The organism is Caulobacter sp. SL161 (genome assembly GCF_026672375.1).
Classification (GTDB): Bacteria; Pseudomonadota; Alphaproteobacteria; order Caulobacterales; family Caulobacteraceae; genus Caulobacter.
This window is the reverse complement of the sequence record NZ_JAPPRA010000001.1, coordinates 1,046,847-1,073,400: the sequence shown is the minus strand read 5'-3', so window position 1 is coordinate 1,073,400 and position 26,554 is coordinate 1,046,847. Positions and strand designations below refer to the sequence as shown.

Here is a 26,554-nt window from a genome sequence, read left to right as displayed (position 1 = left end):
GTAATCCATGCCCGCGAATGGGCGCCGAACTCTTATATGGGAAACGGTGGATGAAAGCGAAGCCCGAACGCTATACGACTGCGTCGATCTGTTCCGCACGGAGCCCGAGCGCGTGATCTTTCCGAACATCGACCCTGTGGTCCACATCGGCCCCTGGGCCCTGGAATTCGGCCCTCTGGCCCTGCGCTGGTACGCCCTGGCCTATGTGGCCGGGATCCTGCTGGGATGGCGCTACGCCGTTCGTCTGACGCAGACGGCGAGCGTTTGGGGCGGCCGCGCCCCGACCGCCACGCCGCTGCAGATTGATGATCTGGTCCTCTGGATCACGCTGGGCATCATCGCCGGCGGGCGTCTCGGATACATCCTGTTCTATATGCTGATGAACGCCGACCAGCGGGCGTGGCTGGCCGCGCATCCGATGGACGTCTTCAAGATCTGGGAAGGCGGCATGTCGTTCCACGGCGGCTTCCTCGGGGTCTGCGCGGCGGTGGCGCTCTTCGCGCGCCGCAACCAGATCGACATCCTCAAGCTCGGCGATCTGATCGCGCCCGTGGCGCCGATCGGCATCTTCTTCGGCCGCATCGCCAACTTCATCAATGGCGAGCTTTGGGGTCGCGTCACCGACGGCCCGTTCGGGATCATCTTCTGTAACGAGACCATCCAGGCCAATCACCCGCAACGCATCTGCCCGGCGGGCCCCGATCCTCGCCACCCCAGCCAGCTCTACGAGGCGGGTCTTGAAGGGCTGGCGCTGTTCCTGATCCTGGCCTTCGCCGCCTATCGCCTGAAGTGGCTCCGTCGGCGCGGCGCGCTCGTGGCGACCTTCCTGCTGGGCTATGGCCTGGCGCGGCTGTCGCTGGAGAACGTCCGCAATCCCGACCTCGGCATGCCCGAGTTCCCGCTGGGCCTGACCATGGGGATGATGCTGTCGATCCCGATGATCCTGGCCGGCGGATGGCTGCTGTGGAAGGCGCTGAAGGAACCGATCCAGGACGACGCCGAGGCGCATGAGCCTGCTTGATCGCCTGAAGGCCCAGATCGCCCAGGACGGGCCGATCGGGGTTCCCGAGTTCTTCACCCGCTGCCTGCACGACCCCCGCGACGGTTATTACGCCATGCGCCCGGACCTCGGTGTCAGCGGAGACTTCATCACCGCGCCGCTGGTCAGCCAGATGTTCGGCGAGTTGATCGGTCTCTGGGTGATCGAGACCTGGAGCCGCATGGGGCGTCCTTCGCCGTTCCGTCTGGTCGAGATGGGGCCGGGTGATGGAACGCTGATGAGCGACCTGCTCCGGGCCGGTCGGCTGGATCCGGCCTTTCTGGCCGCCGCCGAGGTTTGGCTGGTCGAGGTGTCCGAGCCGTTGAAGGCCAAGCAGGCCGCGAGGCTGGGCGAAGGCCCGCGCTGGGTCTCGCGTCTGGACGAGGTCCCCGGCGGCGCGCCGATGATGCTGGTCGCCAACGAGCTCCTGGACTGCCTGCCCGCGCGCCAGTTCGTCCGCACCCGGACGGGGTGGGCCGAGCGGGTGATCGGACTGGGCCAGGATGGCGGGCTGGCGTTCGGGCTTCGCGCTATAAATCCTCCCCCCAGAGGGGGAGGTGTCCGCGTAGCGAACGGAGGGGGAGGTCCTGTCGGTCCCGCCCCTGCCCCCTCCGGTCCTTCGGACCACCTCCCCCGCTGGGGGGAGGATCTGGAAGCGGGCGCCGTTGTCGAATCCTCCCCCGCCCAGGCGGCCCTGGCCTCGGACATCGCCCATCGCTTGGTCACCGACGGCGGCGCGGCGCTGCTGATCGACTATGGCCGCGCCGAGCTCGAGGCCGGCGACACGCTGCAGGCCATCCAGAACCACCAGAAGGTCGATCCGCTGGAGACGGCGGGCCTTGCCGACCTGACCGTCTGGGCCGACTTCCCGTCGGTGGTCGCGGCCGCGCGCGAAGCCGGCGCAAAGGCGGGGCCGGTCATCACCCAGGGGGCGTTCCTGGTCGCTCTGGGAATCATCCAACGCGCCGAGGCCCTGGCCGCGCGCCAGCCCGAACGCGGCGACCAGATCGCAAGACAGCTTGATCGCCTGATCGGAGAGGCGCAGATGGGCGATCTGTTCAAGGTTGCGTGCCTCTGCGCGCCCGACCTTTCGCCCCCCCTCTTCGAGGACGCGACATGAAGACGCCCACCCTGCCCACCGTCCAGTCCCCGCTGCTGTCCAGCCTGCCGGGCGTCAAGCACGCCTTCTTCACCCGCCAGGGCGGGGTCTCGAAGGGCATCTATGACAGCCTGAACGTCGGGCGGGGCAGCAAGGACGAACCGGCCGATGTCGAGGAGAACCGCGCCCGCATCGCGCGCTGGTTCGGCGGCGGTCCGGAGGATCTGAACGTCTGCTACCAGATCCATTCGACCATCGCGATCGTCGCCGACGGCTCGTGGGGCGACGCCCGGCCCGAGGGCGACGCGGTGGTGTCCAAGACTCCTGGCGTGATCTGCGGAGCCATGGCGGCCGACTGTGCGCCGGTGCTGCTGGTCGATCCCGAGGCGCGGATCGTGGCCGCCGCCCACGCCGGCTGGCGCGGGGCACTGGATGGCGTCGTCCAATCAGCCGTCGATCGCATGGTGGCGCTCGGCGCCAGTCCGGCGAACATCACCGGCGTCGTCGGTCCCTGCATCGGGCCGAAGTCCTACGAGGTGGGGCTGGAGTTCCTGCACCGCTTCGAGGCCGACTGCCCAGGCTCGAGCCGGTTCTTCAAGCCGGGCCTCAGCGAAGACAAGCGCTTCTTCGACCTGCCCGCCTTCGTGCTGGACCGTCTGGCGACGGCCGGCGTCGAGCGCCGCGAGTGGGTCGGCCGCGACACCCGCGCGGAAGAAGAATGGTTCTTCTCGAACCGCCGCGCCTTCCTCAACAACGACGGCGACTACGGCCGTCTGCTGTCGGCGATCATGCTGGAGGCGTGAGCGCCCAGGACGGCGCGTGCGATGCTCCGGGTACGGAAACGAAAAAGTCTCGCCGTTAACACTTGTTTCCAGGGCTTTGCCTGCTAGAAGGCCCGCCAACGGCGACCCCCACACTCGAGATCATCATGAAGCTGCTGTCCGGCAACTCCAACCGCCCGCTGTCCCAAGCGATCGCGGAGTATCTCGACATGCCGCTGACCCGCGCCCAGGTGCGCCGGTTCGCCGATCTTGAGGTGTTCGTCACCATCGACGAGAACGTGCGGGGCGAGGACGTCTTCGTCATCCAGTCGACCAGCTATCCGGCCAACGACAACCTGATGGAGCTCCTCATCTGCATCGACGCCCTGAAGCGTGCGTCGGGCAAGCGGATCACCGCCGTCATCCCGTACTTCGGCTACGCCCGCCAGGACCGCAAGACCGGTGGCCGCACCCCGATCTCGGCCAAGCTGGTGGCCAATCTGATCACCCGCTCGGGCGCCGACCGGGTCCTGACGATGGACCTGCACGCCGGCCAGATCCAAGGCTTCTTCGACATCCCGACCGACAACCTGCTGCCCTCGCGCCTGATGGCCGAGGACATTCGCCGGCACTATCCGATGGGCGATGACCTGATGGTCGTCTCGCCGGACGTCGGCGGCGTGGTGCGGGCCCGCGCCCTGGCCAAGCGCCTGGACGACGCCGATCTCGCCATCGTCGACAAGCGTCGCTCGGGCCCGGGCCAGTCGGAGGTGATGAACATCATCGGCGACGTCAAGGATCGCCGCTGCATCCTGTTCGACGACATCGCCGACTCGGCCGGCACCCTGTGCAACGCCGCCCAGGCCCTGATGGCCCACGGCGCCAAGTCGGTCAGCGCCTACATCACCCACGGGGTGCTGTCGGGCGCGGCGGCTGATCGCGTCGCCAATTCAGTTCTGACAGAGCTGGTGGTCACCGACTCGATCGAGGCCTCGGACCCGGCCAAGGCCTGCCCGAAGATCCGCTACGTCTCGTGCGCCCCGCTGATCGGCGAAGCCATCCGCCGCATCGCCAACGAAGAGTCCGTGTCCAAGCTCTTCGACTAAAGAGCCCGGGCCTGGCGCGTCTTGGTTAATCGCGCGGCTGCATGTCGTTCGCCGAGCACGCCACGACGACGAAGTTAAGGTTATTTTTCGCGTGAAACGGCGCGTTCCGTAAGGAATTCGCCTCACGCACGGTCACGCTTGTAAAAGCTTGGTTAACAGGGCGACAGTCACAATGTCGCCTGCCCAGGCTGCTATGCGCGCCACCAGAGTTTGATGGGGAAATTCGGATAATGCGTTCCTTCTCGCGTACGCGGGTCGTGCTGACGACGACCGCCGTGGCGCTGGCCGCTATGGTCGCGGCCTGTAGCTCTCCGCCGCCCCCGCCTCCCCCGCCCGTGGTGCAAGCGCCGCCCCCGCCGCCGCCGATCACCCTGTCGGCCAGCGTGGTCGAACGGGCCAGCGCCTTCCGCGGCTACATGGCCCGCGCCAGCCAGGTCTCGCCCACCTTCCAGAATGGCGAGCAGATCCAGGCCTCGCTGAAAGTCGGCGCGGCCTACGAGACCAAGTCGTTCATGAACGGCGCCGTGGCCTACGCCGCCGTTCTGGCCCTGCAGGATCCCACCTTCGTCGCCTCGGTGCGCGAAGTGGCCGCCCACCCCACCCAGCGCCAGGAGATGATCAACAACATCTTCTCCAACCCCTCCTACGCCACGATGTTCAAGGGCGCCGACAGCGCTGCGGGCCTGATCATCGACACCATCGGCGGCGATGGGCTGAAGCTGTTCATGGCCGGCAAGGCCGTGAAGCAGGCCGCCTACGACGTTCAGAAATCCACCTGGTCGAAGGCGACCGTCGTCGACCGCGATGGCCGCTTGGCCTCGACCAAGTCACTGTCGACCAGCCCGGCGCTGGCGGAAAGCGCAGACGTCGCCGTCCTGCAGCAAGCCTCTACGGGCGGCCAATCGCTGGGCCTCACCCCGCGCGCCGTCGAGGCGCCCTACTCGCCTGTGGTGGTCCGGGGCCTGGCCGTCGCCGCTCTCGCGGCCCTCGGCGCCGCCGGCGACGAGAACCTCACCTCGATCGATGCGCTCACCGTCGATCCGGCCACGGGCAGCTGCCTGAACATGGCCAAGCTGAACCTCTACCAGTGCCTGGCCGTCTCGAAGCCGCACTACGAGGACATCTTCTGCCTGGGTCAGCATATCCTGATCGACACCGGCGCCTGCGTCATCAAGGCCGCCGGCGCCACGGTGCCGCCCGAACCCCCGCGCGTGCTGCCGGTCAAGGAATCCATCGCCACCAAGGGCGCGGGCTCCAACTCGCGCAAGGCCAAGTCCGCCGCCAAGAAGCCGGCCAAGAAGGGCTGATCTTTCGAGCTTTCCGTCACCGGGGGCCAGGCGTTGCGTCGCCTGGCCCTTTTGTGTATGTAGCGCGACCCCAAAACGACCGGGCGAGCGTGGCGATCCAGCCATAGGCGCTCTGGTCCCAGAAGAGAGCATCCGGCTCTCTAGAAAGACTGCATTATGGTTGAGATCATCCTGAACGTGGAAGTCCGCGACGGCGCCGGCACCGGCAATGCGCGCGCCACCCGCCGCGCCGGCAAGGTCCCGGGCGTCCTGTACGGCGGCGGCAAGGCTCCGGTGAACATCGCCGTGAAGGCCAACGAATTCCGCAAGTCGCTGTACACCGGCAAGCTGCTGGGTCATCTGGTCACCCTGCAGTACGGCGAAGAAAAGCAATCGGTCATCGCCAAGGCTGTGCAGTTCCACCCCGTCACCGACGAGCCGGTCCACTTCGACCTGTACCGCGTCGACGAGCACCAGCTGATCAAGATCGAAGTGCCGGTGCACTTCAAGAATCACGAAACCTCGGTCGGCCTGAAGAAGGGCGGCACGCTGGAAGTCATCCGTCACACCGTCGAGCTAGCCTGCCCGGCCGACAAGATCCCCGAAGAACTGGTCATCGACCTGGCCGGTCACGACATCGGCGACGTCATCCGCATCTCGGAAGTGAAGCTGCCGGAAGGCGTGAAGCCGGCCATGGACCGCGACTTCGTGATCGCCAACGTCAAGGCGTCGTCCGCCGCTCAGTCGGACGCCGGCGACACCACGACCGCCTAAGTCTGTCGGTCTTCGGATCGAAGCGCTTTAGAGACGGGCGGACCTTCGGGTCCGCCCGTTTTTGTTTGAGGCCGTGCGTCCTTAGAGACCCGCTGCGCGGGCGCCTCAGGATGAGGGCCTCTTGCATATTGAATTCCTCATCCTGAGGTGCGAGGCGAAGCCGCGCCTCGAAGGACGCAAGGCCTCACCGCCTACAAGGAACAGAGATGCTGATCCTCGCCGGCCTGGGCAATCCCGAGCCCAAGTACGAGAAGAACCGCCACAATGTCGGCTTCATGGCCGTCGACGCCCTGGCCCGGAAGTGGGGCACGGCGCCCTGGCGCGCGCGCTTCCAGGGCCTGGCCTGTGAGGGGCAGGTCTCCACCCCCGACGGGCCGGTCAAGCTGCTGCTGCTCAAGCCCAAGACCTACTACAACGAAAGCGGCCGCGCGGTGGGCGAGGCTATGAAGTTCTTCAAGCTGCAACCGGCCGACGTCATCGTCTTCCACGACGAGATCGACATGGCCCCGGGCCGCTTCCGCATGAAGTCGGGTGGCGGCGCGGCGGGCAATAACGGCATCCGCTCGGTGACCAGCCAGGTCGGTGACGCCTTCCGCCGAGGCCGCATCGGCGTGGGCCATCCGGGCCACAAGGACGCGGTGATGCACTACGTGCTGGGCGACTTTCACAAGGTCGAGCACCAGTGGCTGGACCCGATGCTGGACGCCATCGCCGACGCTTTACCCTTCGCCGCTGTCGGCGACGACGAGCGCTATCAGGCCGAGGTGATGCGCCTGGCCCCCGCGCCCAAGGCCGACCCGCGCAAGCCCGCCAAGGACGACTGACGATGTTCTCGCTGCCGCTGCCGCTGCTGGGCCTGTCGCTGCTGTTCTCGATCGCTCTTTGCGTCCACGTCGTTCGGACCCATCGCGAGATGTACTGGCTGTGGATCATCCTGCTGTTCCAGCCGGTCGGCGGTGTGGTCTATCTGGTCGCGGTGATCCTGCCCGAGCTGCTGCGCGGACGGACCGCGCAGAAGGTGGGCGCGGCCGCCCGCCAGGCGCTGGATCCGCAGCGCGAGTATCGCGAGGCCGCCAAGGCGGTTGAAGACGCGCCGACGGTGGCCAACCGCGTCCGCCTGGCCGTCGCCGCTACGGAATTGGGCAAGCACGCCGAGGCTGAAGCGCTCTACGCAGAAAGCCTCGTGGGCCTCTACGCCGATGATCCGCAGCTGCTGCTGGGCCGCGCCAACGCTCTGATCGAGCTGAACCGCCCCGCCGAGGCCCTGCCGCTGCTGGAAAAGCTAGGAGAAACCCCGACCGCCGGCCGCACCCCTCACACCCTGCTGGCTCTGGGCCGGGTCTATCATGCCCTGGGTCGCGAGGAGCAGGCCGAGACCGCCCTGCGCTGGGCGGCTGACCACTATCCAGGCTTCGAGGGCGTGGCCCGCTATACTGTCTTCCTGGCCGGCCAGGGCCGCCAGGACGAGGCGCGCGCTCAGCTGGCCGAGATCGACAAGCGCCTCGCCAAGACCCACGCCCACTTCCGCAAGGAGGCCAAGGGCTGGCGCGATTTCGCGGCTGGGGCGGTCAACTGAAGCTGACCGCCCCCGCCTCTAAGGCGTTCTAAGCCGCCCGCGCGCGCCGCGCCGCCTCGACCATGTTGGCGATCGCGGCCTGCGTCTCGGGCCACTTGCGGGTCTTCAGACCACAGTCGGGATTGACCCATAGCTGCTCGCCGACCAGCCGCTCACGGGCGGCCGTCAGCAGCGTCGTCATCTCCTCGACGGCCGGAACACGGGGTGAGTGGATGTCATAGACGCCCGGTCCGATCTGGGCCGGATAGGCGTAGCCGACGAAGGCGTCCAGCAGCTCCATCTTCGACCGCGCCGTCTCGATCGAGATCACGTCGGCGTCCATCGCCCCGATGGCGGCGATGATGTCGTTGAACTCCGAGTAGCACATGTGGGTGTGGATCTGGGTGGCGTCGGCCACGCCGGACGCCGCCAGTCGGAAGCTCTCGACCGCCCAGTCCAGATAGGCGTTCCAGTCGCCGCGTCGCAGCGGCAGACCCTCGCGCAGCGCCGCCTCGTCGATCTGGATGATCGCCGCGCCGGTGGCCTCCAGGTCGACGACCTCGTCGCGAATGGCCAGGGCGATCTGCCGACAGGCCGTCGCGCGCGGAAGGTCGTCGCGGACAAACGACCAGTTGAGGATTGTCACGGGGCCAGTCAGCATCCCCTTCATCGGTCGCCGCGTCAGCCCCTGGGCGTAGCGCCACCAGTCCACCGTCATCGGCGCAGGCCGCGAGACGTCGCCAAACAGGATCGGCGGCCGCACGCAGCGCGAACCGTAGGACTGCACCCAGCCACTCTGGGTGAAGGCGAAGCCCGCCAGTTGCTCGCCGAAATACTGGACCATGTCGTTGCGCTCGAACTCGCCATGGACCAGCACGTCGAGGCCGACCTGCTCCTGCCAGGTCACCGCGCGGGCGGTCTCCTGGCGCAGGAAGGCCTCATAGGTCGCGTCGCTGATCTGTCCCTTGGCGAAGGCCGCTCGCGCCTGGCGCACCTCGGTCGTCTGGGGGAACGACCCGATCGTCGTCGTGGGCAGCGGCGGCAGATCCAGTCGCGCCCGTTGGGCCTCGCGCCGCTGGTCGTAGGGCGAGCGGCGGCGGGTCATGTCGGGCGTGACGGCGGCCACGCGTTCGGCGACCTTCGGATCGTGGATGCGCGGTGAGGTCGCCCGCGCGCGCGCCGCCTGGGCGCTGGCCTCCAGCGCGGCGGCGACCGAGGCTCGGCCTCCGTTCAGCGCCTGGGCCAGCACCGCCAGCGCCTCGATTTTCTGGACCGCGAAGGCCAGCCACTGGCGGATCTCCGGATCCAGCGCCGTTTCCAGGTCCAGATCGATCGGCGTGTGCAGCAGCGAGCACGAGGGCGCCAGCACCACCCGGTCGCTTCCGCGCCGCGCCACGACGGGCTCCAGACGATCCAGCAGGGCCGGCAGGTCGGCGCGCCAGACATTGCGGCCGTCGATCACGCCCAGCGACAAAACGAGGCTCTCGCGGCTGGCGGCCAGGGCGGCTTCCAGTTCATCGGGCGCGCGGACCAGGTCGAGGTGGACGCCTTCCACTGGCAGATTGACCGCCGTCGTCAGGTTCTCGCCATAGCCGCCGAAATAGCTGGTCAGCATCAGCCGCAGGCCCGGCGCGGCGTGGGTCAGGAAGCCATAAGCGCGGCGCAGCTCGGCGCGTTCGAAGTCCGTCAGGTCCAACGCCAGGCAGGGCTCGTCGATCTGCACCCAGTCCGCCCCGGCCGCCGCCAGCCCCTGCAGCACCTGCGCGTAGACCGGCAACAGGGCCGACAGCAGCGACAGGGGCGAGAAGCCCTCGGCCTTGGTCTTGGCCAGCTTGAGGAAGGTCACCGGCCCCAGCAGCACCGGACGCGTGTGGACGCCCAGCGCCTTGGCCTCGAGGAACTCGTCCACCGGCTTGCTGGACGACAGCGCGAAGGCCTGGCCCGGCGCCAGCTCGGGCGCCAGATAGTGATAGTTGGTGTCGAACCACTTGGTCATTTCCAGCGCCGGAACGCCGCCCGCGTCGGGCGCATGGCCGCAGCCCGAGCCGCACGCCTCAGCCGCCGGACGCCCCTGGTCGCCGCGCGCCATGGCGAAGTAGGTCGTCAGGTCGACCGCCCCGCCCGACCAGCCGTAGGCGGCGGGGATCGCGCCGACCATCACCGCCGTGTCCAGCACGTGATCGTACAGCGAGAAGTCATTGCTGGGCACGTGGGCGACGCCCAGCGCGGCCTGGCGTGTCCAGGTCTTGGCCCGCAGGTCGCGCGCCGTGTCGAGCAGCACATCCGCGTCGGTCTTGCCCGCCCAGTAGGCCTCCAGGGCGAACTTCAGTTCGCGCTTGGGGCCGATACGGGGAAAGCCCAGGGTGGCTATGGTGACGGTCATTTCGAAAAGCCTCTGCCGGTGTTGTGGCGAGGCTGATCGGGACGCGCGCGGTCGAGCGCGCACGGGCGCTTTGTCCGGTCGCGCTGAGCAAGCGGCCAGACCGGACACCCCGCCGGAGGACGTTATCTGTCGAGGCAGGTCTCCTGGCTCACGGGTCGTCACCCCTGCCCTGGCCTTCCCGACGCATCCCCGAACCAGCTCGGCGCGTCAGTGACACGAAACGGACAGCGGCTCGCCGCTCACAGTTGCGGGGGCAGCGCCGGATTCGGGGTTTCACGCCCTCACCGACTTCCCTCTTAGCTCCGGACGCGAACGTCCGCAGACCACGACAGCGGCAACAGACCACGCGCCGCCGATGTCGTCAATTCAGATATAAAGATTTCTTTATGTGATTTTCTAGGAGCGCGACGCCTCAGAAGCGTCCACGCTGAAAATCATCGAACGCCTGCATCAGCCCCTCGCGCGTATCCATCACAAAGGGCCCGTGCCAAAAAACCGGCTCGCCGATCGGACGGCCGGCCAGCAGAAGGACGCGGGCGTCGGTGACGGCTTCGACACGGACGGTGTCGCCGCGCCCCAGGAAGACGCCCGACAGAGCGTCCACCGTGTCATGGGCGACGCGGACCTTGCCTTCGTAGACGGCGAGCATGGCGTTGCGGTCGTCGCCGACCGGCTCCTCGAACACGGCCCCGGCCGGCAGCACGACGTCGAAATAGAGGGCGTCCACCGCGCCCCCGCCGATCGGCCCGGCCGTGCCGGCCTCGGTCGCGCCCGAGATCACCTTGACCGAGACGCCGCCGTCGCGGGCCTCGACCGGGATGCTGTCGGTCTCGAATTCCTGGTAGCCGGGCGCGCTCATCTTGAGCTTGGCCGGCAGGTTCACCCACAGCTGGAAGCCGCGCATGCGACCGTCCGCCTGCTCGGGCATTTCGGAGTGGACGATGCCCTTGCCCGCCCGCATCCACTGGATGCCGCCCGGCCCGATCACGCCCTCGCGGCCGGTGTTGTCCTTGTGACGCATCCGGCCTTCCAGCATGTAGGTCACGGTCTCGAAGCCGCGATGCGGGTGGTCGGGAAAGCCGCCCATGTAGTCGGACGCCTCTGCATTGTCGAAACAGTCCAGCATCAGGAACGGGTCGAACATCTGGGCTTCCGGCGTGCCCAGCATCCGCGTCAGACGCACCCCGGCGCCGTCGGAGGTGGGCTGACCCTTGACGGTCTTCAGAACGGGACGGACGGGCATGGCGGGCTCCTGTTGCGGCTTTGATATCTGGTCTGGTTGCAATTCGCGCAAGAGCCGCCGCGCGTTCGCCTTTGGCGGCCATCCGTGCTAAGCGCGCGCCAACGAAATTCACGAGAGTTCCATGGCCCTGAAAGTCGCCATCGTCGGCCTGCCCAATGTCGGCAAGTCCACCCTGTTCAACGCCCTGACCCAGACGGCGTCGGCCCAGGCCGCCAACTATCCGTTCTGCACGATCGAACCCAACACCGGCGACGTGGCCGTGCCCGAGCCGCGCCTGAACGCCCTGGCCAAGATCGCCGGCTCCAAGGAAATTATCCCGGCCCGGATCAACTTCGTCGACGTCGCGGGCCTGGTGCGGGGTGCGTCCAAGGGCGAAGGCCTGGGCAACCAGTTCCTGGCCAACATCCGCGACTGCGACGCCGTGGCCTTCGTGGCCCGCTGCTTCGAGGACAGCGACATCACCCACGTCGAGGGCCGTATCGACCCGATCAGCGATCTTGAGATCATCGAGATGGAGCTGATGCTGGCCGACCTGGAGAGCCTGGAAAAGCGTCTGCCCAACGTCGAGAAGCGCGCCAAGAGCGGCGGCGACAAGGACATGATCCAGACCCTGCGCCTGATCAATCTGGCGCTGGAGCAGCTGCGCGCCGGCCGTCCGGCCCGCGCCGCCCAGATCGACAAGGAAGACGCCAAGGCCTGGGCCATGCTGCAGCTGCTGACCTCGCTGCCGGCCCTCTATGTCTGCAACGTCGAGGAAGCCAGCGCCGACAAGGGCAACAAGTTCTCGGACCTGGTGGCCGAACGCGCCGCCCGCGACAACGCCAAGAGCGTGGTCATCTCGGCCCAGATCGAGAGCGAGATCGCTCTCCTGGACGAGGAAGAGCGCGCCGAGTTCCTCGAGACCCTGGGCCTGGCCGAGCCGGGCCTAAACCGCCTGATCCGCGAAGCCTACAGCCTGCTGGGCCTGCAGACCTACTTCACCGTGGGCCCCAAGGAAGCGCGCGCCTGGACCATCCCCGTGGGGGCCACCGGCCCGCAGGCCGCCGGGGTGATCCACACCGACTTCGAGAAGGGCTTCATCCGCGCCGAGACGATCGCCTTCGACGACTACGTCAAGCTGGGCGGCGAGAACGGCGCCAAGGAAGCCGGCAAGATGCGGTCGGAAGGCAAGGAATACGTCGTCAAGGACGGCGACGTGATGCACTTCCGCTTCAACGTCTAAGCAACCAGAATACCAGCGGCCGGAGCGGAGACGCCCCGGCCGTTTCTCATTGGGGAGTAAGCTTGTGGCCGAGATCATCACCCTGACCGCCGCGCATGACGGCTTTGCGTTCACCGCCCTGCATGCCCAGCCGGAAGGCGCTCGGAAGGGCGGCGTCATCGTCATCCAGGAGATCTTCGGCCTGGACCAGTACGTCCACGAGGACGTCGCCCGGTGGGCGGCGCGCGGCTTCGAGGTGATCGCGCCGTCGATGTTCGACCGGCAGGAGAAGGGCTTCACAGCGCTTCACGATCCGGCGGGCTTCGAGAACGGCGTCAAGCACGCCATGGCAAACGGCCCCGACAACGCCATGGGCGACATCCAGGCCTGCGTCGATTTCCTCAAGGATCGGGGACCGGTCTTCGTGGTCGGCTACTGCTACGGCGGGACCATGACCTGGCTGGCGGCGTCTCGCTGCGAGGGGATCGCGGCGGGCTCCAGCTACTACGGCGGCCAGGTCGCCGGCATGGCCAAGTTCGCGCTCAAGGCGCCGGTGATCGTCCATCTCGGACGCAAGGACCCCCACATCCCCGCCGACGACGTCAAGGCGGCCATCCACGCCGCCCACCCCGAGGTCCAGGTCCACATCTACGAAGCCAGCGGCCACGGCTTCAATAACGACGGGCGGCCGGACTCCGACCTCGCCGACGCCGAGCTGGCCCGTCAGCGGACCGTGGACTTCTTCGCCGCGCACGGGGCGGCCTGATGGGCGAGCGGATCGCGCTCGCGACCCACGAAGGCGCGCCCCTGGCCGCCTATCATGCGCCGCCCCTGGAGGCGCGGCGGGGCGGGATCGTCATGCTGCACGCGATCTGGGGCGTCACACCGCATCTGCGTCAGCTTTCCGACAGCCTGGCCGAGCAGGGCTATGAGGTGATGCTCCCCAGCCTGATGGATGCGGCGGACGCAGCGTTTCCGGTCGAGGACACCACGCCTTCGATCCTCGACGCCCGCATGGCCATGGGGGCGCGGACGGGTTGGGGCGCCAGCACCCTGCCCCGCGTGCAGGCCTGTATCGACGCCCTGAACGGGCCCGTCTACGCCATGGGCTTCTGTTATGGGGGCACGACGGCCTGGCTGGCCGCCTGTCGCTGCGAGGGGCTGACGGCCGTCTCCGCCTTCTATGGCGGCGATATCGCGGCCTATCGCGACGAGACGCCAAAGGTCCCCACCATCCTGCACTTCGGCAAGACCGACACGATGATCCCTTTGTCTGACGTTGACGCCGTCCGGGATCGCCATCCCGACCTGCCGGTGTATCTGTACGACGCCGGCCACGCCTTCGTGGCGCCAAGCGGTCATCATCCCGACAGCGCGCGCCTAGCGCTCTTGCGCACGCTGCAACTGTTCCAGCGGTCCAGCGGAACCCGCGCCGAGGCATGAACATGATCCGTCGACTGACTGCTCTGACCCTGTCGCTGATGCTGGCCGGCGGCCCGGCCCTGGCGCAGACCATCGTCATCGTACGCCATGGCGAGAAGGTCTCGCCCAACGGCGATCCGGACCTTTCTGACGCCGGCAAGGCGCGAGCGCAGGCCCTGGCCGCCGCGCTGGCCGGCGCCAGGGTCTCGACGGTCCTGGCGACGCCCCTCAAGCGCACGCAACAGACCGCTCAGCCCACCGCCGACGCCGGCGGCCTGGTGATCCGGACGATCGCGCTGGATGGCGGTGTTCCCGCCCATGCCCAGCGCGTGGCTGAAGTCGCTCGACAAGCCCCGAAGGACACCACCGTACTCATCGTCGGCCACAGCAATACTGTCAGCGAGATCGCCCGCGCTCTGGGTGACGCCGCTCCGAGCCCGGTCACCGATTGCGACTATGATCAGATGACGATCATCAGTCTCGATGCGCCCACGGCGCGTACGCTCCATGCCCGCTACGGGGCGCCGACCCAGCCGTGTCCCACCAACTGAGGCGACGCCCGTCTGTACGTCTGCGCGCCATCGCGCGAACGCCTGGGCTGAGCTAGGCTGGGCTCATGCGTAGCCGCGTTTCCGTCCTGATCGCCTTCGCCGGCCTGCCCTGGGCGACCTTGGGCGTCGCGCACGCGGGCGAGACACGGTGCTGGTTCGAGAACGGCGCGGTGATCGCCCCGGCGGCCATCGGCGACATGGCCGGCGACTATGTGGTCGACCTTTCCGCGCCGCGCACCCTTTTGCACAACACCAAGGCCCAGATGGCCGGGATCACCGCCGAGGCCGTCAACCTGCCGGTCCAGATCGCCGGGCTCAAGGCGTCGGCCGTGACGGTGACCATCGCCGACCTTGATGACCGCGGGGCGGGTTTCGTCACTCCGATCGCCGGCGTCATCGGCATGGACGTCCTCGCCGGGCACAGCATCGAGATCGATTTTTCAGCCTGCCAGGTTCGCATCGACCAGCCCTGGCGTGCCCGGCGGCAGGTGGTGCTGCCGGTCGAGGTGATCGACGGGCTTCCGACCATCGCTGCGGCCGTCAGCGACGGTCCCACGGCGCGTCGCGGGGCCTTCGCGATCGACACGGCCTCGCGCGCCATGGCGCGGCTTTCCATGCGCGAGGGGCGTGTCGCCGGCAAGCTGGACGTCAATGCTCGCCACCAGGCGCCCGCGCGGCTTCGAGCTCTGTCGATTGCAGGCGTGCTGGCCGAGAACGTCCCGGCGACGCTCGCCCAAGATCTGCCCGAGGGCGTCAGCGGAACCTTGGGAACCGCCTTGTGGGCGCGCCATCGCCTGCGTCTGTCAGCCGACGCCCGGACCCTGTCGATCGCGCCCTGAGACCCGCCAAGAGAAAAGGCCCGGTGTCGCCACCGGGCCTTTCCAATCTTGGGAAGACGCTAGCCGCTTAGTGCGACTCGTTGCGCCACACCCGCTTGTAGCTGGCGTACAGCAGACCGCTCAGCAGCAGGAGGTAGATGATCACGGCAAAGCCGGTTTGCTTGCGCTCTTCCAGCTTGGGCTCAGCGGCCCACATCAGGAAGGCCGAGACGTCCTTGGCCTGCTGGTCGAGGGTCGACTTGGTGCCGTCGTCAAACGTCACCTGACCATCCTTCAGCGGCGCGGCCATGGCGATGAAACCGCCCGGCGGGACCTTCTCATGCGAGCCCGACCAGTAGGCCGTCAGATCGCCGGCCATGTAGGGGTTGTAGTGCTGCCCCGGACCGATCTTCAGGCCAGCCGGCGGGTTCACGTAACCCACCAGCAGCGAGTAGATGTAATCCGGACCGTTCGCACGGGCCTTGGCCAGCAGCGACATGTCCGGCGGCAGGGCGCCGCCGTTGGCGCCGCGTGCGGCGATCTCGTTCGGGAACGGCGCGGGGAAGTGATCGGCGCTGGTCGCCGGACGCTTGATCGGATCGCCGGTCTCGGAGTCGATGTCGGCGACCTCGTACTCCTTGGCGATCGCCTTGACCCACGGGTTGTCGTTCGAGTTCTTGTACTTCTCGTTATAGAACGGACCGCCCTTGTCGCCCAGGTTGCGGAAGCTGACCAGCTTCATCGAGTGGCACGACGCACAGACCTCGCGATAGACCTTGTAGCCGCGCTGCAGCTGGGCCTGATCGAACTTGCCGAACGGGCCTTCGAACGACCACTTGACGTCCTTGGGCGGCAGCGGGTGACCGGCGGCGAGCGCTTGGCCGGCGAAGGCCAGACCCGCGACGGCTGCGATGATGGAGAGTTTGCGCAGCATCAGGATCAGCCCTTCTTCTCGGTCAGCGCCGGCGACGCGATCGATTCCGGCACGGGCAGCGGCTTTTCCTTCAGGCCCAGGATCGGGAGGATCACCAGGAAGAAGGCAAAGTAGTACAGCGAGGCGACGCGGCTGAGCCACACGAAGCTGTTCAGGTCAGCGTCGATCAGCTTGAAGGTGGTCAGGTGCGGGATCACCTTGTCATCCGGCAGCTTGGCGCCGCAGAGGCCCAGGATGCAGCACGCCACGACGAAGATCATGAAATAGACCTTGGCGGTCGGACGGTAACGCATCGAGCGCACCTTCGACGTGTCCAGCCACGGCAGGGCGAACAGGCAGGCGATGGCGCCGAACATGGCCAGCACGCCCATCAGCTTGTCCGGCACGGCGCGCAGGATCGCGTAGAACGGCAGGAAGTACCATTCCGGAACGATGTGCGCCGGCGTCACCAGCGGGTTGGCCTCGATGTAGTTGTCGGGGTGGCCCAGGGCGTTGGGCATGAAGAAGACGAAGAAAGCGAAGAGGATCATGAAGACGCTCATCGCGAACCCGTCCTTCACCGTCGCGTACGGCGTGAAGGGCACGGTGTCGGCCTTCGACTTCGGCTCGACGCCGGTCGGGTTGTTCTGACCCACCACGTGCAGCGCCCAGATGTGCAGGATCACGACGCCCGCGATCATAAAGGGCAGCAGGTAGTGCAGCGAGAAGAAGCGGTTCAGCGTGGCGTTATCGACCGCGAAGCCGCCCCACAGCCAGGTGGTGATGCTCTCGCCGACGATCGGCAGGGCGCCGAACAGGTTGGTGATCACGACGGCGCCGTGGAACGACATCTGACCCCAGGGCAGGACGTAGCCCATGAAGGCCGTGGCCATCATCAGCAGGTAGATCACGCAGCCCAGCAGCCACAGCACTTCACGCGGCGCCTTGTAGGAACCGTAGTAGAGGCCGCGCATCATGTGGATGTAGACGGCGATGAAGAACATCGACGCGCCGTTGGAGTGCATGTAGCGGATCAGCCAGCCGTAGTTCACGTCGCGCATGATGTGCTCGACCGACGCGAACGCGCCCGAGGCGCTGGGCGTGTAGTGCATCACCAGGATGATGCCGGTGATCAGCTGCGAGGCCAGGCACAGCGACAGGATGCCGCCGAAGGTCCACCAGTAGTTCAGGTTCCGCGGGGTGGGGTAATCGACGAAAGAGTCGTAGCCCAGGCGGATAATCGGCAGACGGGCGTCGAGCCAGCGCTCGAAACCGGTCTTGGGTTGGTAGGTCGAATGTCCGCTCATATCCGTTAGCCGATCTTGACCTTGGTGTCGGAGAGGAAGGCGTATTCCGGAACCACCAGGTTCGTGGGCGCGGGGCCCTTACGGATACGACCCGAGGTGTCGTAGTGCGAGCCGTGGCAGGGGCAGAACCAGCCGCCAAAGTCGCCGCCGCCGAACGTCGGCACGCAGCCCAAGTGCGTGCACGAGCCGATCAGCACCAGCCACTGAGCCTTGCCCGGCTTCACGCGGTCGGCGTCCTTTTGCGGGTCCTTCATCGACACGGCGTCGTCCGCGACGGCCTTGTCGATCTCGCCCTTGGTGCGATTGCGCACGAAGAGCGGCTTGCCGCGCCACTTCAGCGTGACCTGCTGGCCTTCCGGCACCTTGGTCAGGTCGAACTCGGTCGAGGCCATGGCCAGCGTATCCGCCGACGGGTTCATCTGGTCGATGAACGGCCACGCCAGAGTCGCCGCGCCGCCAGCAGCGGCGGCGATCGCGGCGATATGAATGAAGTCGCGCCGGGAGGGATCGCCCCCGTGTTCCGGCTCGGTCGTTGCGCCCACGGCGGTGTCGGCCACCTTAAGTCACCCTTTGGTTCCGCCAGGCCGCGGGAGCGACCGGCTTGGAGACGCGCCTTGCGGCGCCATATCTTGCTCGACCCGCAAGCGGATCTCCGCCACAAGGCAGCGGTCAAATCGTCCTATCGGACGCGCGGGCCAAGTCCGCAAGTCCTTTCGATTCGTGGCAAAGCCCCTGCTGCCCTTGTGGTTGGTTCGCTTATTATGCGCATCGCACTTTTTCAACCAGGCATTCCCCAAAACGTAGGGGCCTGCATCCGACTGACAGCCTGTTTCGGCTTGGGGTTAGACGTGATCGAGCCCTGCAGTTTTCCCTTGAACGACAAGAGCTTGAAGCGCGCCGCATTGGACTATGGCCCTTTGTCGCACCTGACCCGCCACGACAGCTGGGAGACATTCCTTAAGGCGCCGGAACGCGTTGACGGGCGACTTCTGCTGTTCACGACCAAGGGCGCGACTCCGTTCCACCGGTTTTCGTTCGAACCCGGAGATACGCTGCTGTTCGGCAACGAGAGTCGCGGTGCGCCGGAAGAGGTTCACGCTGCGGCGCATGGCCGAATCGTCATTCCGATCCGCCCCGAGGCGCGCTCGATGAATCTGGCGACGACCGCCGCCATGGCGCTGGGCGAGGCCCTGCGCCAGACGGGCGGCTTCCCCGAGCTGGGTTAGTTATCGCCGAAATCCACGTCCCGCCGCGCGGCGACGATGGTGACGATAAAGCCGGCCAGCACGTCCAGCAGCACCATCAGGGTGATCAGGAAGAAGGTCGAGGTCGCAAAGGCCGGGGCGAGCAGGAACTCGACCAGGCACAGGATGAACAGCACCATCGACAGCGAGTGGTTGATGATCGCGATCTTGCGGCTGGTCGTCGACTTCAGCAGCTCGACGAACAGCACCACCAGCGAGGCCGCCATCAGCAGATCGCCCAGACTGACCGCCCAGTCGGTGCGCGAGGTCATATGGATGGTGAACAGCGCCTCGTTCATCCGAGCCGTCGCGTCGGTGGCCTTGAAGCCTCCGGTCAGCGTCAGGGCGACGAGATTGTAGACAATCACCGGCAAGGCCAGCAGCGGAACGGCCGCGAACATCGAGCTTCCCCCTCCAGCGTCCACGCGAGGTGTGGCCGCCATGGTTAAGGCCTAGCCGGAAATTCGGCTTCGGTGAAGCCGGCTCGCCTGACGCGCGCCTAGACCTCGTCGACGCCCTGCGGATTGCGCGCCCGCGATTGCAGCCACATCACGCCCAGCAGGTCAGAGATCGACGCCTTCAGGCGGCCAAGGTTGGTGTACTTCGACACGCCGGTCTCGCGGTGACGGTGATTGACCGGCTGGAACGCGACCTCATAGCCCTCGCGCATCATCAGGGCCGGGATGTAGCGGTGGATGTGATCAAAGTACGGCAGGCGCAGGAACGCCTCACGACGGAAAGCCTTAAGGCCGCAGCCGGTGTCGTTGGCCGTATCCTTCAACAGCCGCTTGCGCACGCCATTGCCGACCTTCGAGGCGAAACGCTTGGCGCTGCTGTCCTGGCGCTTGACCCGCTCGCCGCCGACCAGGGCCAGGGTCTCGGGGCCGGCCGCAAGGGTCTTGGCCAGACGGGGCGCGTCGGCAGGATCGTTCTGGCCATCGCCGTCCAGGGTCACGATGATCCCGCCCCGCGCCGCCAGGATGCCGCTGCGCACGGCGCGGCTCTGGCCGGAGTTCTTGCGATGGCCCAGCACGCGAAGCTGCGGGATCTCGGCCTTCAAGGCGATCAGCCGCGCCTTGGTGTCGTCGCGGCTGGCGTCGTCGACGAAAATCATCTCGTAATTCTCGCCCGCGAAGGCGACCGCGATCTCGCGGGCAAGCTTGGGCGCGGCCTCGCCCTCGTCAAAGACGGGCACGACGACGGAAAAATCGGGGGCGGAGGCGCGGGCGGCGTTCATCGCCCTCTAATACCGGAAAAATTTCCCCACGAAAGGATCGTGCTAAAGCAGGCGGCATGACGCTTGAATCTCGCCTCGACGCCTGGAGCCGGGGGTGGCGCTCGCCGCTGTTCGCTGCGCTGGTCGCCCTGATCGCCGGCCTGCCCGGCCTGTTCGCCATGCCGCCGCTGGACCGCGACGAGTCGCGCTTCGCCCAGGCCACCTCGCAGATGCTCGAGACGGGCGACTATGTGGTCATCAAGTTCCAGGACCAGCCGCGCTTCAAGAAGCCGGTCGGCATACACTGGATGCAGGCGCTGAGCGTCACGGCGCTGTCCGACGCCGAGGCGCGCCAGATCTGGGCCTACCGCATTCCTTCCCTGCTGGGGGCCATGCTGGCGGCGGCGGCCTGCGCCTGGGGCGCGGCGGCGCTGTTCGACGCCCGCACCGGCCTGCTGGCGGGGTCGATCCTGGGGGCGACCTTCCTGCTGTCGTCCGAAGCCTTCATCGCCAAGACCGACGCCGCTCTCTGCGGCGCGACCACCCTGGCCATGGCGGCGCTGGCGCGGATCTACATGGCCCACCTCAAGGACGAGCCCTCCAGCAAATGGACCAAGTTCGCCTTCTGGCTGGGCCTGGCGCTGGCGGCCCTGATCAAGGGGCCGGTCGGCCTGCTGGTCGCCCTCTTCGCGCTGCTCATGCTGGCGATCTGGGACCGCAAGGCCGGCTGGATGAAGGACCTGGGCTGGACCTGGGGCCTGATCCTGTTCGCCGCCATCACCCTGCCCTGGGCGATGATGATCACCGTCGCCACCGACGGCGCCTTCTGGGGCGCGGCGGTCGGCGCGGACCTGGCGCCTAAGCTGGCCGGCGGTCAGGAAGGCCACTCGGGCCCCTTCGGCTACCATACCCTGCTCGCCCCCCTGCTGTCGTTCCCCGCGACCCTGCTCTTGCCGGCCGCTCTGGTCGTGGGCTGGTCGCAACGCAACGAATCGGGCGTGCGCTTCGCCCTCTGCTGGCTGATCCCGACCTGGCTGATGTTCGAGCTGCTGCCGACCAAGCTGGTCCACTACGAACTGCCGGCCTATGGAGCGCTGGCCATGCTGATGGCCGCCGCCGTACGTGGACCGATCGGCGCGCGGTCGCGCTGGATCGGCGGCGGGCTGTCGGTCCTGATGGGCGCGGTGCTGGCGGCCGTGGCGATCTATGGCCAGACGGCGTTCGGCGGCGCCGGCGATCTGGTCTGGACGATCATCGCCGCCGGTCTGGCCTTCGGAGCCGGGCTCGTCGGCGCGGTGCTGCTGCTGCGGCGGCAGTCGATGCGGGCCCTGGTGTTCGCCGGGGCGCTGGGCGTTGGGGCGCATATCGCGTTGACCGCCGGCCTGATACCGCGGCTGGAGCCCTTGTTCCTGTCCAAGGACCTCGCCAAGGCGCTGGACTCCGCCCGCCTCTCCCCCCGTTCAGGCGCGCCAGGTCCGGTGGCGGTCACCGGCTACGCCGAACCCAGCATGATCTTCCAGCTGGGGACGACCACGGAGCTGACGGACGGCGCCGGGGCGGCCCAGGCGGTCGCCGAAGGCCGGCCTGCCATCGTCGAGGCGCGGGAGGAAAAACCCTTCCAGGCCGCCTTGGCCAAGCTCGGCTTGACCGCCAAGCCTGCCGCCGTGGTCGAAGGCTTGAACTATTCCGATGGCGACGAAGAGCGCCTGACGATCTATCGCGGCGAACCCATCGCCCCCCAGGAGGCCCAGCCATGAGCCGCTTCATCCAGATCGTCGAGGTCGGGCCGCGCGATGGTCTGCAGAACGAGAAGACGGTGCTCTCCGTCGAGGAGAAGCTCGGCCTGATCGCCAAGCTGGAAGCGGCCGGCGCCCAGCGCACCGAGGTCGTGTCGTTCGTCAATCCGAGCCGCGTGCCGCAGATGGCCGGCGCCGAGGAGATCATGGCCGCCCTGCCCGCCGATCTCGTCCATTCGCGCATCGGTCTTGTCTTGAACATGCGAGGCTGGGAGCGGTGCGTGTCGACGGGATGCGACGAGGCCAATGTCGTGGTCTGCGCCTCGGACGGCTTCGCCACCCGCAACCAGGGCTCAACGACACGGCAGCAGGTCGAAACCCTCGCCGCCATCGTCGAGCGCCAGGCGACCGAAGGCGGCCCGCCGATCACCGCCACCCTCTCGGTGGCGTTCGGCTGTCCGTTCGATGGCGAGGTCTCGCAAGATCAGGTCGTCGCCATCGTCCGCGAAGCCGCCGCCCTGGGCGTGCCCGAGATCGCCATCGCCGACACCATCGGCGTCGCCGACCCCTGGACCGTCCGCCGGCGGATCGAGGCCGTCCGGACCGCAGCGCCGGACACGCGCCTGCGCATGCACTTCCACGACACCCGCAATACAGGTCTCGCCAACGCCTTCGCCAGCGTCGAGGCGGGGGTCGACGTGCTGGACGCCTCGGTCGGGGGGCTGGGCGGCTGCCCGTTCGCACCGGCCGCCACGGGCAATATCGGCACCGAGGATCTGGTCTACATGCTGGAACGCGCCGGCTTCGAGACCGGTTACGACCTGGCGATGCTGATCGAGATCGGCCGTGACATCAGCGCGCGTCTCGGCAAGGCGCCCGCCTCGTCTCTCGCCCGCGCCGGAGGATTCCCCGCATGAAACGTCTGGCTGTTCTACTCGCCCTTGGCCTTTCCGCATGCGTCTCCGCGCCCGTCGCTGACGCAGGGCCCGCGCGCTGCGATGTCACGATCCGGTTCGGCAGCTACGGCGCGGGGATCGACCATGTGCTCGCCGACAAGATCGCCGCCGCAATCCAGGTCGACCGCGACATCGCGCGCTCCGAACGCAAACCCTGGGGCCGCGAAGGCGAGTTCGACCAGTGCCTGACGGCCAAGCCTGGGCGGGACGCGAAGGCGATGTACGAGCGCTACAGGGCGATGCTGCCGGCTAGAAATCTGAAGGCTCCGACCGCGATCGAAGGGCCTGATGGCCTGCGTTTCGAGACCATCGCGCCGATTTAGGCAAGCGTTGGGTGTCCCAAAAGGGTGGCGGAGCTTCTAACGAAGGGGCCTATCCTGTAGGGAGTTTGGAACGCGACTCGCCTAGTGGCTTCCAGGTCATTTTGCGCCAGTGAATGGCGACGAGAATTGTGATCAAGGCCCATGGAATGACATCCACAAATACCCCCAGGAGTGGGTAATCGTCCGTCCAATGGGGATTAGCCATATACCGTCTCAAGCTGATGCAGGCGTAGACGAGTGAGTGACACAGTATGCTCCAGCGACTGAGCCGGTGTGCAGCGAAGCTCTGATAGCCAAGGCCAAAGAATATCAGCACGGCCAGGACTAGCGCAGCCGCACTCGCCTTCCCGCTGGCAACCATGATTACAAGCCCAATGGCCTGCAGGACCATAAAAAGCATCCAGAACCCGATCGCGATTTTGATTGAGATCGGAAGCGGAGTCTTTTTGGTTAGCACGACGCACCCCTAAATAGGCCGCCCAGTCAGTTTCCACAGCAGCGGGCGGCACACGCTCATCAGCATGATGGCCGGGGCCAGCAGCACCGCCGCCGCGAACAACTGCAGGCTGTCGGCGCGCTTGATGAAGTAGCGGGTCAGGCCCACGCCCTTGTGGAACTCGACCTTCACCGGGTGTTCCAGGCTGGTGTGGCCCAGGTGAACGACCTCGGCGTTGGGCTGGAACAGCACCTGGCCGCCGGCGCGGCGTGCGCGCCAGCACAGGTCGATGTCCTCGACATGCAGGAAATAGCCCTCGTCAAAGCCGTTCAGCGCGACGAAGTCGGCGCGGCGCATGGCGAAACAGGCGCCCGAAATGGTCGGCATCGGCACGGGCGCGCCAGGCAACGGTTCGTTCTCGCGGTGGATCTCGAACCCGGCCAGCATGGGATAGCGGCGGGTCAGCTGGCCAAAGCTCAGTACGGTGCTGATCGGGGTGACGTCGCCTCGACGGCCGCCGCGCTGCTCGCTGCCATCGGTGTTCAACACCCGCGCGCCCACGATCGTGGGCACGGGCTGGCCCTTGAAAGCCGTCACCAGCGAAGCCACGCAGCCGGGCCGCAGGTTGGCGTCGGGATTGAGGAAGACGATGTACTCGCCGCCGGCCGTCACCGCGCCCAGATTGGCGCCGCGCGCGAAACCAACATTGCCGTGGCCCTGCTTGAGCACGACGCGCGGCTCGGTCAGCGCCAGGGATCGCAGCATGTCCTCATCGCGCGAGGACGAGCCGTTATCGACGATGATGAACTCATCGACCAACGGCTCGGCCAGCACATGGCGGATGCTTTCGACCAGCGCTTCGCCCGTCCGATAGACGACCATGACGACAGACACGTTCGGACGAGCCGGACGCGCACCAACGGCAAGGGTGGAAACGGACGGGAGAATGCTGTTCATCAGGCGGTCACGGCCTCCTGGGCGGCCAGGGCCCGCGCGACGTCGGGCGGCGTGGCGTCGGACTTCAAAACCCGCAGGGCGTCTTCAAGCGACAGGACGCTCTGACCTTCGCCGCCGAGGCGACGAAGGGCCAATTGCCCCGTTTCTGCTTCTTTACGTCCCACCACGGCGATCACTGGCACCTTCGCGAGGCTGTGCTCGCGAATCTTATAGTTGATCTTCTCGTTTCGCAGGTCCAGCTCTGCACGCATGCCCAGTTTCGTCAATTTCTCGACGACCTCACGGGCATAGTCATCGGCGTCAGAGGTAATCGTGGCCACGACGACTTGCGTCGGAGCCAGCCACACGGGCAGAGCGCCCGCGAAGTTTTCCAACAGAATGCCGATAAAACGCTCGAAGGACCCCAAGATCGCACGGTGAAGCATCACCGGACGCTTCTTCGAACCATCCTCCGAAACGTACTCGGCGTCCAATCGTTCCGGCAGCACGAAATCAAGTTGCAGCGTGCCGCACTGCCAGACGCGGCCGATGGCGTCCTTCAGCGAGAATTCCAGCTTGGGGCCATAGAAGGCGCCTTCGCCCGGCTGCAGGGTCAGGGTTTCACCAGCGGCCTCGGCGGCGGCGGCCAGAGCAGCCTCCGCCTTGTCCCAGGTCTCGTCCGTGCCGGCGCGCAGCTCGGGGCGCGTCGAGAACTTGGTGTCCGCCAGCGTCATGCCAAGGTCGTTATAGACCGAGCGCAACAGTTCGATGAACCGGGCGCTCTCCTCGGTGACCTGCTCCTCGCGGCAGAAGATATGGGCGTCGTCCTGGGTGAAGGCCCGCACCCGCATGATGCCGTGCATGGCGCCCGACGGCTCGTAGCGGTGGCAGGCGCCGAACTCGGCCATGCGCAGCGGCAGCTCGCGATAGCTCTTCTGGCCGACATTGAAGATCTGGATGTGGCCGGGGCAGTTCATCGGCTTGACCGCCAGGACCTCGCCCTCGGCGCTCTCGCACATGAACATGGCGTGGCCGAACTTTTCGGCGTGGCCCGACTTTTCCCACAGGCTCCGATCCAGGATCTGCGGGGTCTTCACTTCCTTGTAGCCGGCCGCGTCGAGGCGGCGGCGCATATAGTCCTCGAGCACGCGATAGAGCGCCCAGCCCTTCGGGTGCCAGAACACCATGCCCTTGCCCTCTTCCTGGATGTGGAAGAGGTCCATGGTCTTGCCCAGCTTGCGGTGATCGCGCTTCTCGGCCTCCTCGATACGCTTCAGGTGCGCCTCGAGATCGGCTTCCGAAGCCCAGGCGGTGCCATAGATGCGCTGAAGCTGGGCGTTGTTCTGGTCGCCGCGCCAGTAGGCCCCCGCCAGCTTGGTCAGCTTGAAGGCCTTGCCGATATGCTTGGTCGACGGCAGGTGCGGCCCCCGGCACAGGTCCTTCCAGTTCCCCTGGCGATAGACCGTGATCGTGTCGGTGTCCGGCAGATCCCGGATGATCTGCGCCTTGTACTGCTCGCCGATCCCGTCGAAGTGGGCGATCGCCTCGTTGCGATCCCAGACTTCGCGCGTGATCTTCTCGTCGCGGTCGACGATCTCCTTCATGCGCTTTTCGATCTTCTCCAGATCGTCCAGGCTGAAAGGCTCGTCGCGGGCGAAGTCGTAGTAGAAGCCGTCCTCGACGTTCGGGCCGATCGTGACCTGGGTGCCCGGGAACAGCTCCTGCACCGCCTCGGCCAGAACGTGGGCGGTGTCGTGGCGGATGGTGTCCAGCGCCTCGGGCGCCTCGCGCGTCAGGATCTCGAACTTGCGCTCGCCCGTCAGCAGGTCGGGCGTCAGCGGACGGTCCAGGTCCAGAACCTGCCCGTCCAGCTTGATCAGCAGCGCCTTCTTTTCCAGCGATTTGGAGATGGCGGCGGCGACATCGCGCCCCGTCGCGCCGTCAGGATACTGACGCGACGAGCCGTCGGGGAAAACCAGATCGATCATTCTTCACATTTCCACTTGCGTGGCTGGTGTCGCGGCGGCGGCGGGTCGTAGCCCGATCCACCAAACGGATTGCAGCGGCAAATCCGTTGCAACCCCAGCCAGGAGCCCTTGAGCGGGCCATGATCCTTAAGAGCGGCGGCCGTGTACTCCGAACAGCTCGGCGTAAAGCGGCACTGACGCCCGATGAGGGGCGAGAGCGTCAACTTGTAGGCTCTAAGACCCAGGTCGACGGTGCGTTCGTAGAAGGTCATGCCGGCGCGC

27 protein-coding genes, 1 pseudogene and 1 riboswitch are annotated in these 26,554 nt (G+C 67.0%); of the genes and pseudogenes, 17 read left to right on the top strand and 11 right to left on the bottom strand.

The genetic code is table 11. The annotated features are described in order from the left end of the window. Window positions 1-112 precede the first annotated feature (112 nt). The 6 genes from lgt (at window position 113) to OVA11_RS05455 (ending at window position 6,065) form a co-directional block, all read left to right on the top strand. Complete coding sequence (gene lgt, locus OVA11_RS05480; protein WP_268066536.1) at window positions 113-1,021, top strand: prolipoprotein diacylglyceryl transferase; 909 nt, start codon at window positions 113-115, stop codon at window positions 1,019-1,021. After that, window positions 1,008-2,159 (top strand): class I SAM-dependent methyltransferase, encoded by a 1,152-nt coding sequence (locus tag OVA11_RS05475; RefSeq protein ID WP_268066535.1) that lies wholly within the window; start codon window positions 1,008-1,010, stop codon window positions 2,157-2,159. Before lgt ends, OVA11_RS05475 begins: the two co-directional genes overlap by 14 nt. After that, a complete protein-coding gene (pgeF, locus tag OVA11_RS05470) occupies window positions 2,156-2,941 on the top strand; it encodes a peptidoglycan editing factor PgeF (protein WP_268066534.1) in 786 nt (261 codons plus the stop codon). Before OVA11_RS05475 ends, pgeF begins: the two co-directional genes overlap by 4 nt. Window positions 2,942-3,066: 125 nt before the next feature. Beyond that, window positions 3,067-4,005, top strand: a complete 939-nt coding sequence (locus tag OVA11_RS05465) for a ribose-phosphate pyrophosphokinase (protein ID WP_010918375.1) — start codon at window positions 3,067-3,069, stop codon at window positions 4,003-4,005. Between the two features lie 230 nt (window positions 4,006-4,235). After that, a complete protein-coding gene (locus OVA11_RS05460; protein ID WP_268066533.1) occupies window positions 4,236-5,312 on the top strand; it encodes a hypothetical protein in 1,077 nt (358 codons plus the stop codon). A 156-nt stretch (window positions 5,313-5,468) separates the two neighbouring features. Continuing rightward, complete coding sequence (locus OVA11_RS05455; protein WP_268066532.1) at window positions 5,469-6,065, top strand: 50S ribosomal protein L25/general stress protein Ctc; 597 nt, start codon at window positions 5,469-5,471, stop codon at window positions 6,063-6,065. Between the two features lie 74 nt (window positions 6,066-6,139). On the opposite strand, the pseudogene OVA11_RS05450 reads toward OVA11_RS05455, so the two are convergent. Next, a pseudogene (locus OVA11_RS05450) lies at window positions 6,140-6,243 on the bottom strand (hypothetical protein); the annotation flags it as partial. Window positions 6,244-6,271: 28 nt separating this feature from the next. Here OVA11_RS05450 and pth point away from each other — a divergent pair. Next, window positions 6,272-6,889 (top strand): aminoacyl-tRNA hydrolase, encoded by a 618-nt coding sequence (gene pth / locus OVA11_RS05445; protein ID WP_268066531.1) that lies wholly within the window; start codon window positions 6,272-6,274, stop codon window positions 6,887-6,889. 2 nt (window positions 6,890-6,891) lie between these two features. Then, a complete protein-coding gene (locus OVA11_RS05440) occupies window positions 6,892-7,641 on the top strand; it encodes a tetratricopeptide repeat protein (protein WP_268066530.1) in 750 nt (249 codons plus the stop codon). Window positions 7,642-7,669: 28 nt separating this feature from the next. On the opposite strand, the gene metE is transcribed toward OVA11_RS05440, so the two are convergent. Next, window positions 7,670-10,003, bottom strand: a complete 2,334-nt coding sequence (gene metE, locus OVA11_RS05435) for a 5-methyltetrahydropteroyltriglutamate--homocysteine S-methyltransferase (RefSeq protein WP_268066529.1) — start codon at window positions 10,001-10,003, stop codon at window positions 7,670-7,672. A gap of 116 nt (window positions 10,004-10,119) precedes the next feature. Beyond that, window positions 10,120-10,346: riboswitch (cobalamin riboswitch) on the bottom strand. A 69-nt stretch (window positions 10,347-10,415) separates the two neighbouring features. Next, the gene (locus OVA11_RS05430) at window positions 10,416-11,246 is read right to left on the bottom strand and encodes a pirin family protein (RefSeq protein WP_268066528.1); all 831 of its coding nucleotides are present in this window, start codon (window positions 11,244-11,246) and stop codon (window positions 10,416-10,418) included. Window positions 11,247-11,367: 121 nt separating this feature from the next. Here OVA11_RS05430 and ychF point away from each other — a divergent pair, with 121 nt between their 5' ends. The 5 genes from ychF (at window position 11,368) to OVA11_RS05405 (ending at window position 15,259) form a co-directional block, all read left to right on the top strand. After that, complete coding sequence (ychF, locus tag OVA11_RS05425) at window positions 11,368-12,468, top strand: redox-regulated ATPase YchF (protein ID WP_062096357.1); 1,101 nt, start codon at window positions 11,368-11,370, stop codon at window positions 12,466-12,468. A gap of 64 nt (window positions 12,469-12,532) precedes the next feature. Beyond that, a complete protein-coding gene (locus tag OVA11_RS05420; RefSeq protein ID WP_268066527.1) occupies window positions 12,533-13,213 on the top strand; it encodes a dienelactone hydrolase family protein in 681 nt (226 codons plus the stop codon). Further along, complete coding sequence (locus OVA11_RS05415; protein WP_268066526.1) at window positions 13,213-13,890, top strand: dienelactone hydrolase family protein; 678 nt, start codon at window positions 13,213-13,215, stop codon at window positions 13,888-13,890. The genes OVA11_RS05420 and OVA11_RS05415 overlap by 1 nt, the downstream gene beginning before the upstream one ends. Further along, a complete protein-coding gene (locus OVA11_RS05410; protein ID WP_268066525.1) occupies window positions 13,887-14,420 on the top strand; it encodes a SixA phosphatase family protein in 534 nt (177 codons plus the stop codon). Before OVA11_RS05415 ends, OVA11_RS05410 begins: the two co-directional genes overlap by 4 nt. Before the next feature lie 65 nt (window positions 14,421-14,485). Beyond that, entirely contained in the window at window positions 14,486-15,259 is a 774-nt protein-coding gene (locus tag OVA11_RS05405) for a hypothetical protein (RefSeq protein WP_268066524.1), read from the top strand. A gap of 67 nt (window positions 15,260-15,326) precedes the next feature. Here OVA11_RS05405 and OVA11_RS05400 read toward each other — a convergent pair whose 3' ends face one another. Genes OVA11_RS05400 through petA form a run of 3 tightly spaced genes read right to left on the bottom strand, consistent with a single transcriptional unit; the run spans window position 15,327 to window position 18,015 of the window. After that, a complete protein-coding gene (locus OVA11_RS05400) occupies window positions 15,327-16,172 on the bottom strand; it encodes a cytochrome c1 (RefSeq protein ID WP_268066523.1) in 846 nt (281 codons plus the stop codon). 5 nt (window positions 16,173-16,177) lie between these two features. Continuing rightward, window positions 16,178-17,458, bottom strand: a complete 1,281-nt coding sequence (locus tag OVA11_RS05395; protein WP_268066522.1) for a cytochrome b — start codon at window positions 17,456-17,458, stop codon at window positions 16,178-16,180. A gap of 5 nt (window positions 17,459-17,463) precedes the next feature. Then, on the bottom strand, window positions 17,464-18,015 hold the full coding sequence (petA, locus tag OVA11_RS05390) for a ubiquinol-cytochrome c reductase iron-sulfur subunit (protein WP_268066521.1): 552 nt from the start codon (window positions 18,013-18,015) through the stop codon (window positions 17,464-17,466). A 204-nt stretch (window positions 18,016-18,219) separates the two neighbouring features. Here petA and OVA11_RS05385 point away from each other — a divergent pair, with 204 nt between their 5' ends. Further along, the gene (locus tag OVA11_RS05385; RefSeq protein WP_268068899.1) at window positions 18,220-18,684 is read left to right on the top strand and encodes a tRNA (cytidine(34)-2'-O)-methyltransferase; all 465 of its coding nucleotides are present in this window, start codon (window positions 18,220-18,222) and stop codon (window positions 18,682-18,684) included. Here OVA11_RS05385 and OVA11_RS05380 read toward each other — a convergent pair. Both OVA11_RS05380 and OVA11_RS05375 read right to left on the bottom strand, forming a co-directional pair. Further along, window positions 18,681-19,103 carry a hypothetical protein gene (locus tag OVA11_RS05380; protein WP_024265559.1) on the bottom strand — a complete coding sequence of 141 codons (423 nt, stop codon included), beginning with the start codon at window positions 19,101-19,103 and terminating at the stop codon, window positions 18,681-18,683. The two genes, OVA11_RS05385 and OVA11_RS05380, sit on opposite strands and share 4 nt — an antisense overlap. Window positions 19,104-19,201: 98 nt before the next feature. Continuing rightward, window positions 19,202-19,939 carry a glycosyltransferase family 2 protein gene (locus OVA11_RS05375; protein WP_268066520.1) on the bottom strand — a complete coding sequence of 246 codons (738 nt, stop codon included), beginning with the start codon at window positions 19,937-19,939 and terminating at the stop codon, window positions 19,202-19,204. Between the two features lie 56 nt (window positions 19,940-19,995). On the opposite strand from OVA11_RS05375, the gene OVA11_RS05370 reads away from it, so the two are divergent. From OVA11_RS05370 to OVA11_RS05360, 3 genes are read left to right on the top strand one after another with little or no spacing between them, the layout of a single operon-like run. Then, the gene (locus OVA11_RS05370) at window positions 19,996-21,675 is read left to right on the top strand and encodes an ArnT family glycosyltransferase (RefSeq protein WP_268066519.1); all 1,680 of its coding nucleotides are present in this window, start codon (window positions 19,996-19,998) and stop codon (window positions 21,673-21,675) included. Further along, window positions 21,672-22,571, top strand: a complete 900-nt coding sequence (locus tag OVA11_RS05365; protein WP_268066518.1) for a hydroxymethylglutaryl-CoA lyase — start codon at window positions 21,672-21,674, stop codon at window positions 22,569-22,571. The genes OVA11_RS05370 and OVA11_RS05365 overlap by 4 nt, the downstream gene beginning before the upstream one ends. Further along, window positions 22,568-22,933 (top strand): hypothetical protein, encoded by a 366-nt coding sequence (locus tag OVA11_RS05360; RefSeq protein WP_268066517.1) that lies wholly within the window; start codon window positions 22,568-22,570, stop codon window positions 22,931-22,933. The genes OVA11_RS05365 and OVA11_RS05360 overlap by 4 nt, the downstream gene beginning before the upstream one ends. 466 nt (window positions 22,934-23,399) lie before the next feature. Here the strand turns inward: OVA11_RS05360 and OVA11_RS05355 are convergent, their stop codons facing one another. From OVA11_RS05355 to yidD, 3 genes are read right to left on the bottom strand one after another with little or no spacing between them, the layout of a single operon-like run. After that, window positions 23,400-24,326, bottom strand: a complete 927-nt coding sequence (locus tag OVA11_RS05355) for a glycosyltransferase family 2 protein (RefSeq protein ID WP_268066516.1) — start codon at window positions 24,324-24,326, stop codon at window positions 23,400-23,402. Then, entirely contained in the window at window positions 24,326-26,293 is a 1,968-nt protein-coding gene (gene thrS, locus OVA11_RS05350; protein WP_268066515.1) for a threonine--tRNA ligase, read from the bottom strand. Before thrS ends, OVA11_RS05355 begins: the two co-directional genes overlap by 1 nt. After that, window positions 26,290-26,544 carry a membrane protein insertion efficiency factor YidD gene (gene yidD / locus OVA11_RS05345; protein ID WP_268066514.1) on the bottom strand — a complete coding sequence of 85 codons (255 nt, stop codon included), beginning with the start codon at window positions 26,542-26,544 and terminating at the stop codon, window positions 26,290-26,292. The genes thrS and yidD overlap by 4 nt, the downstream gene beginning before the upstream one ends. Window positions 26,545-26,554 lie beyond the last annotated feature (10 nt).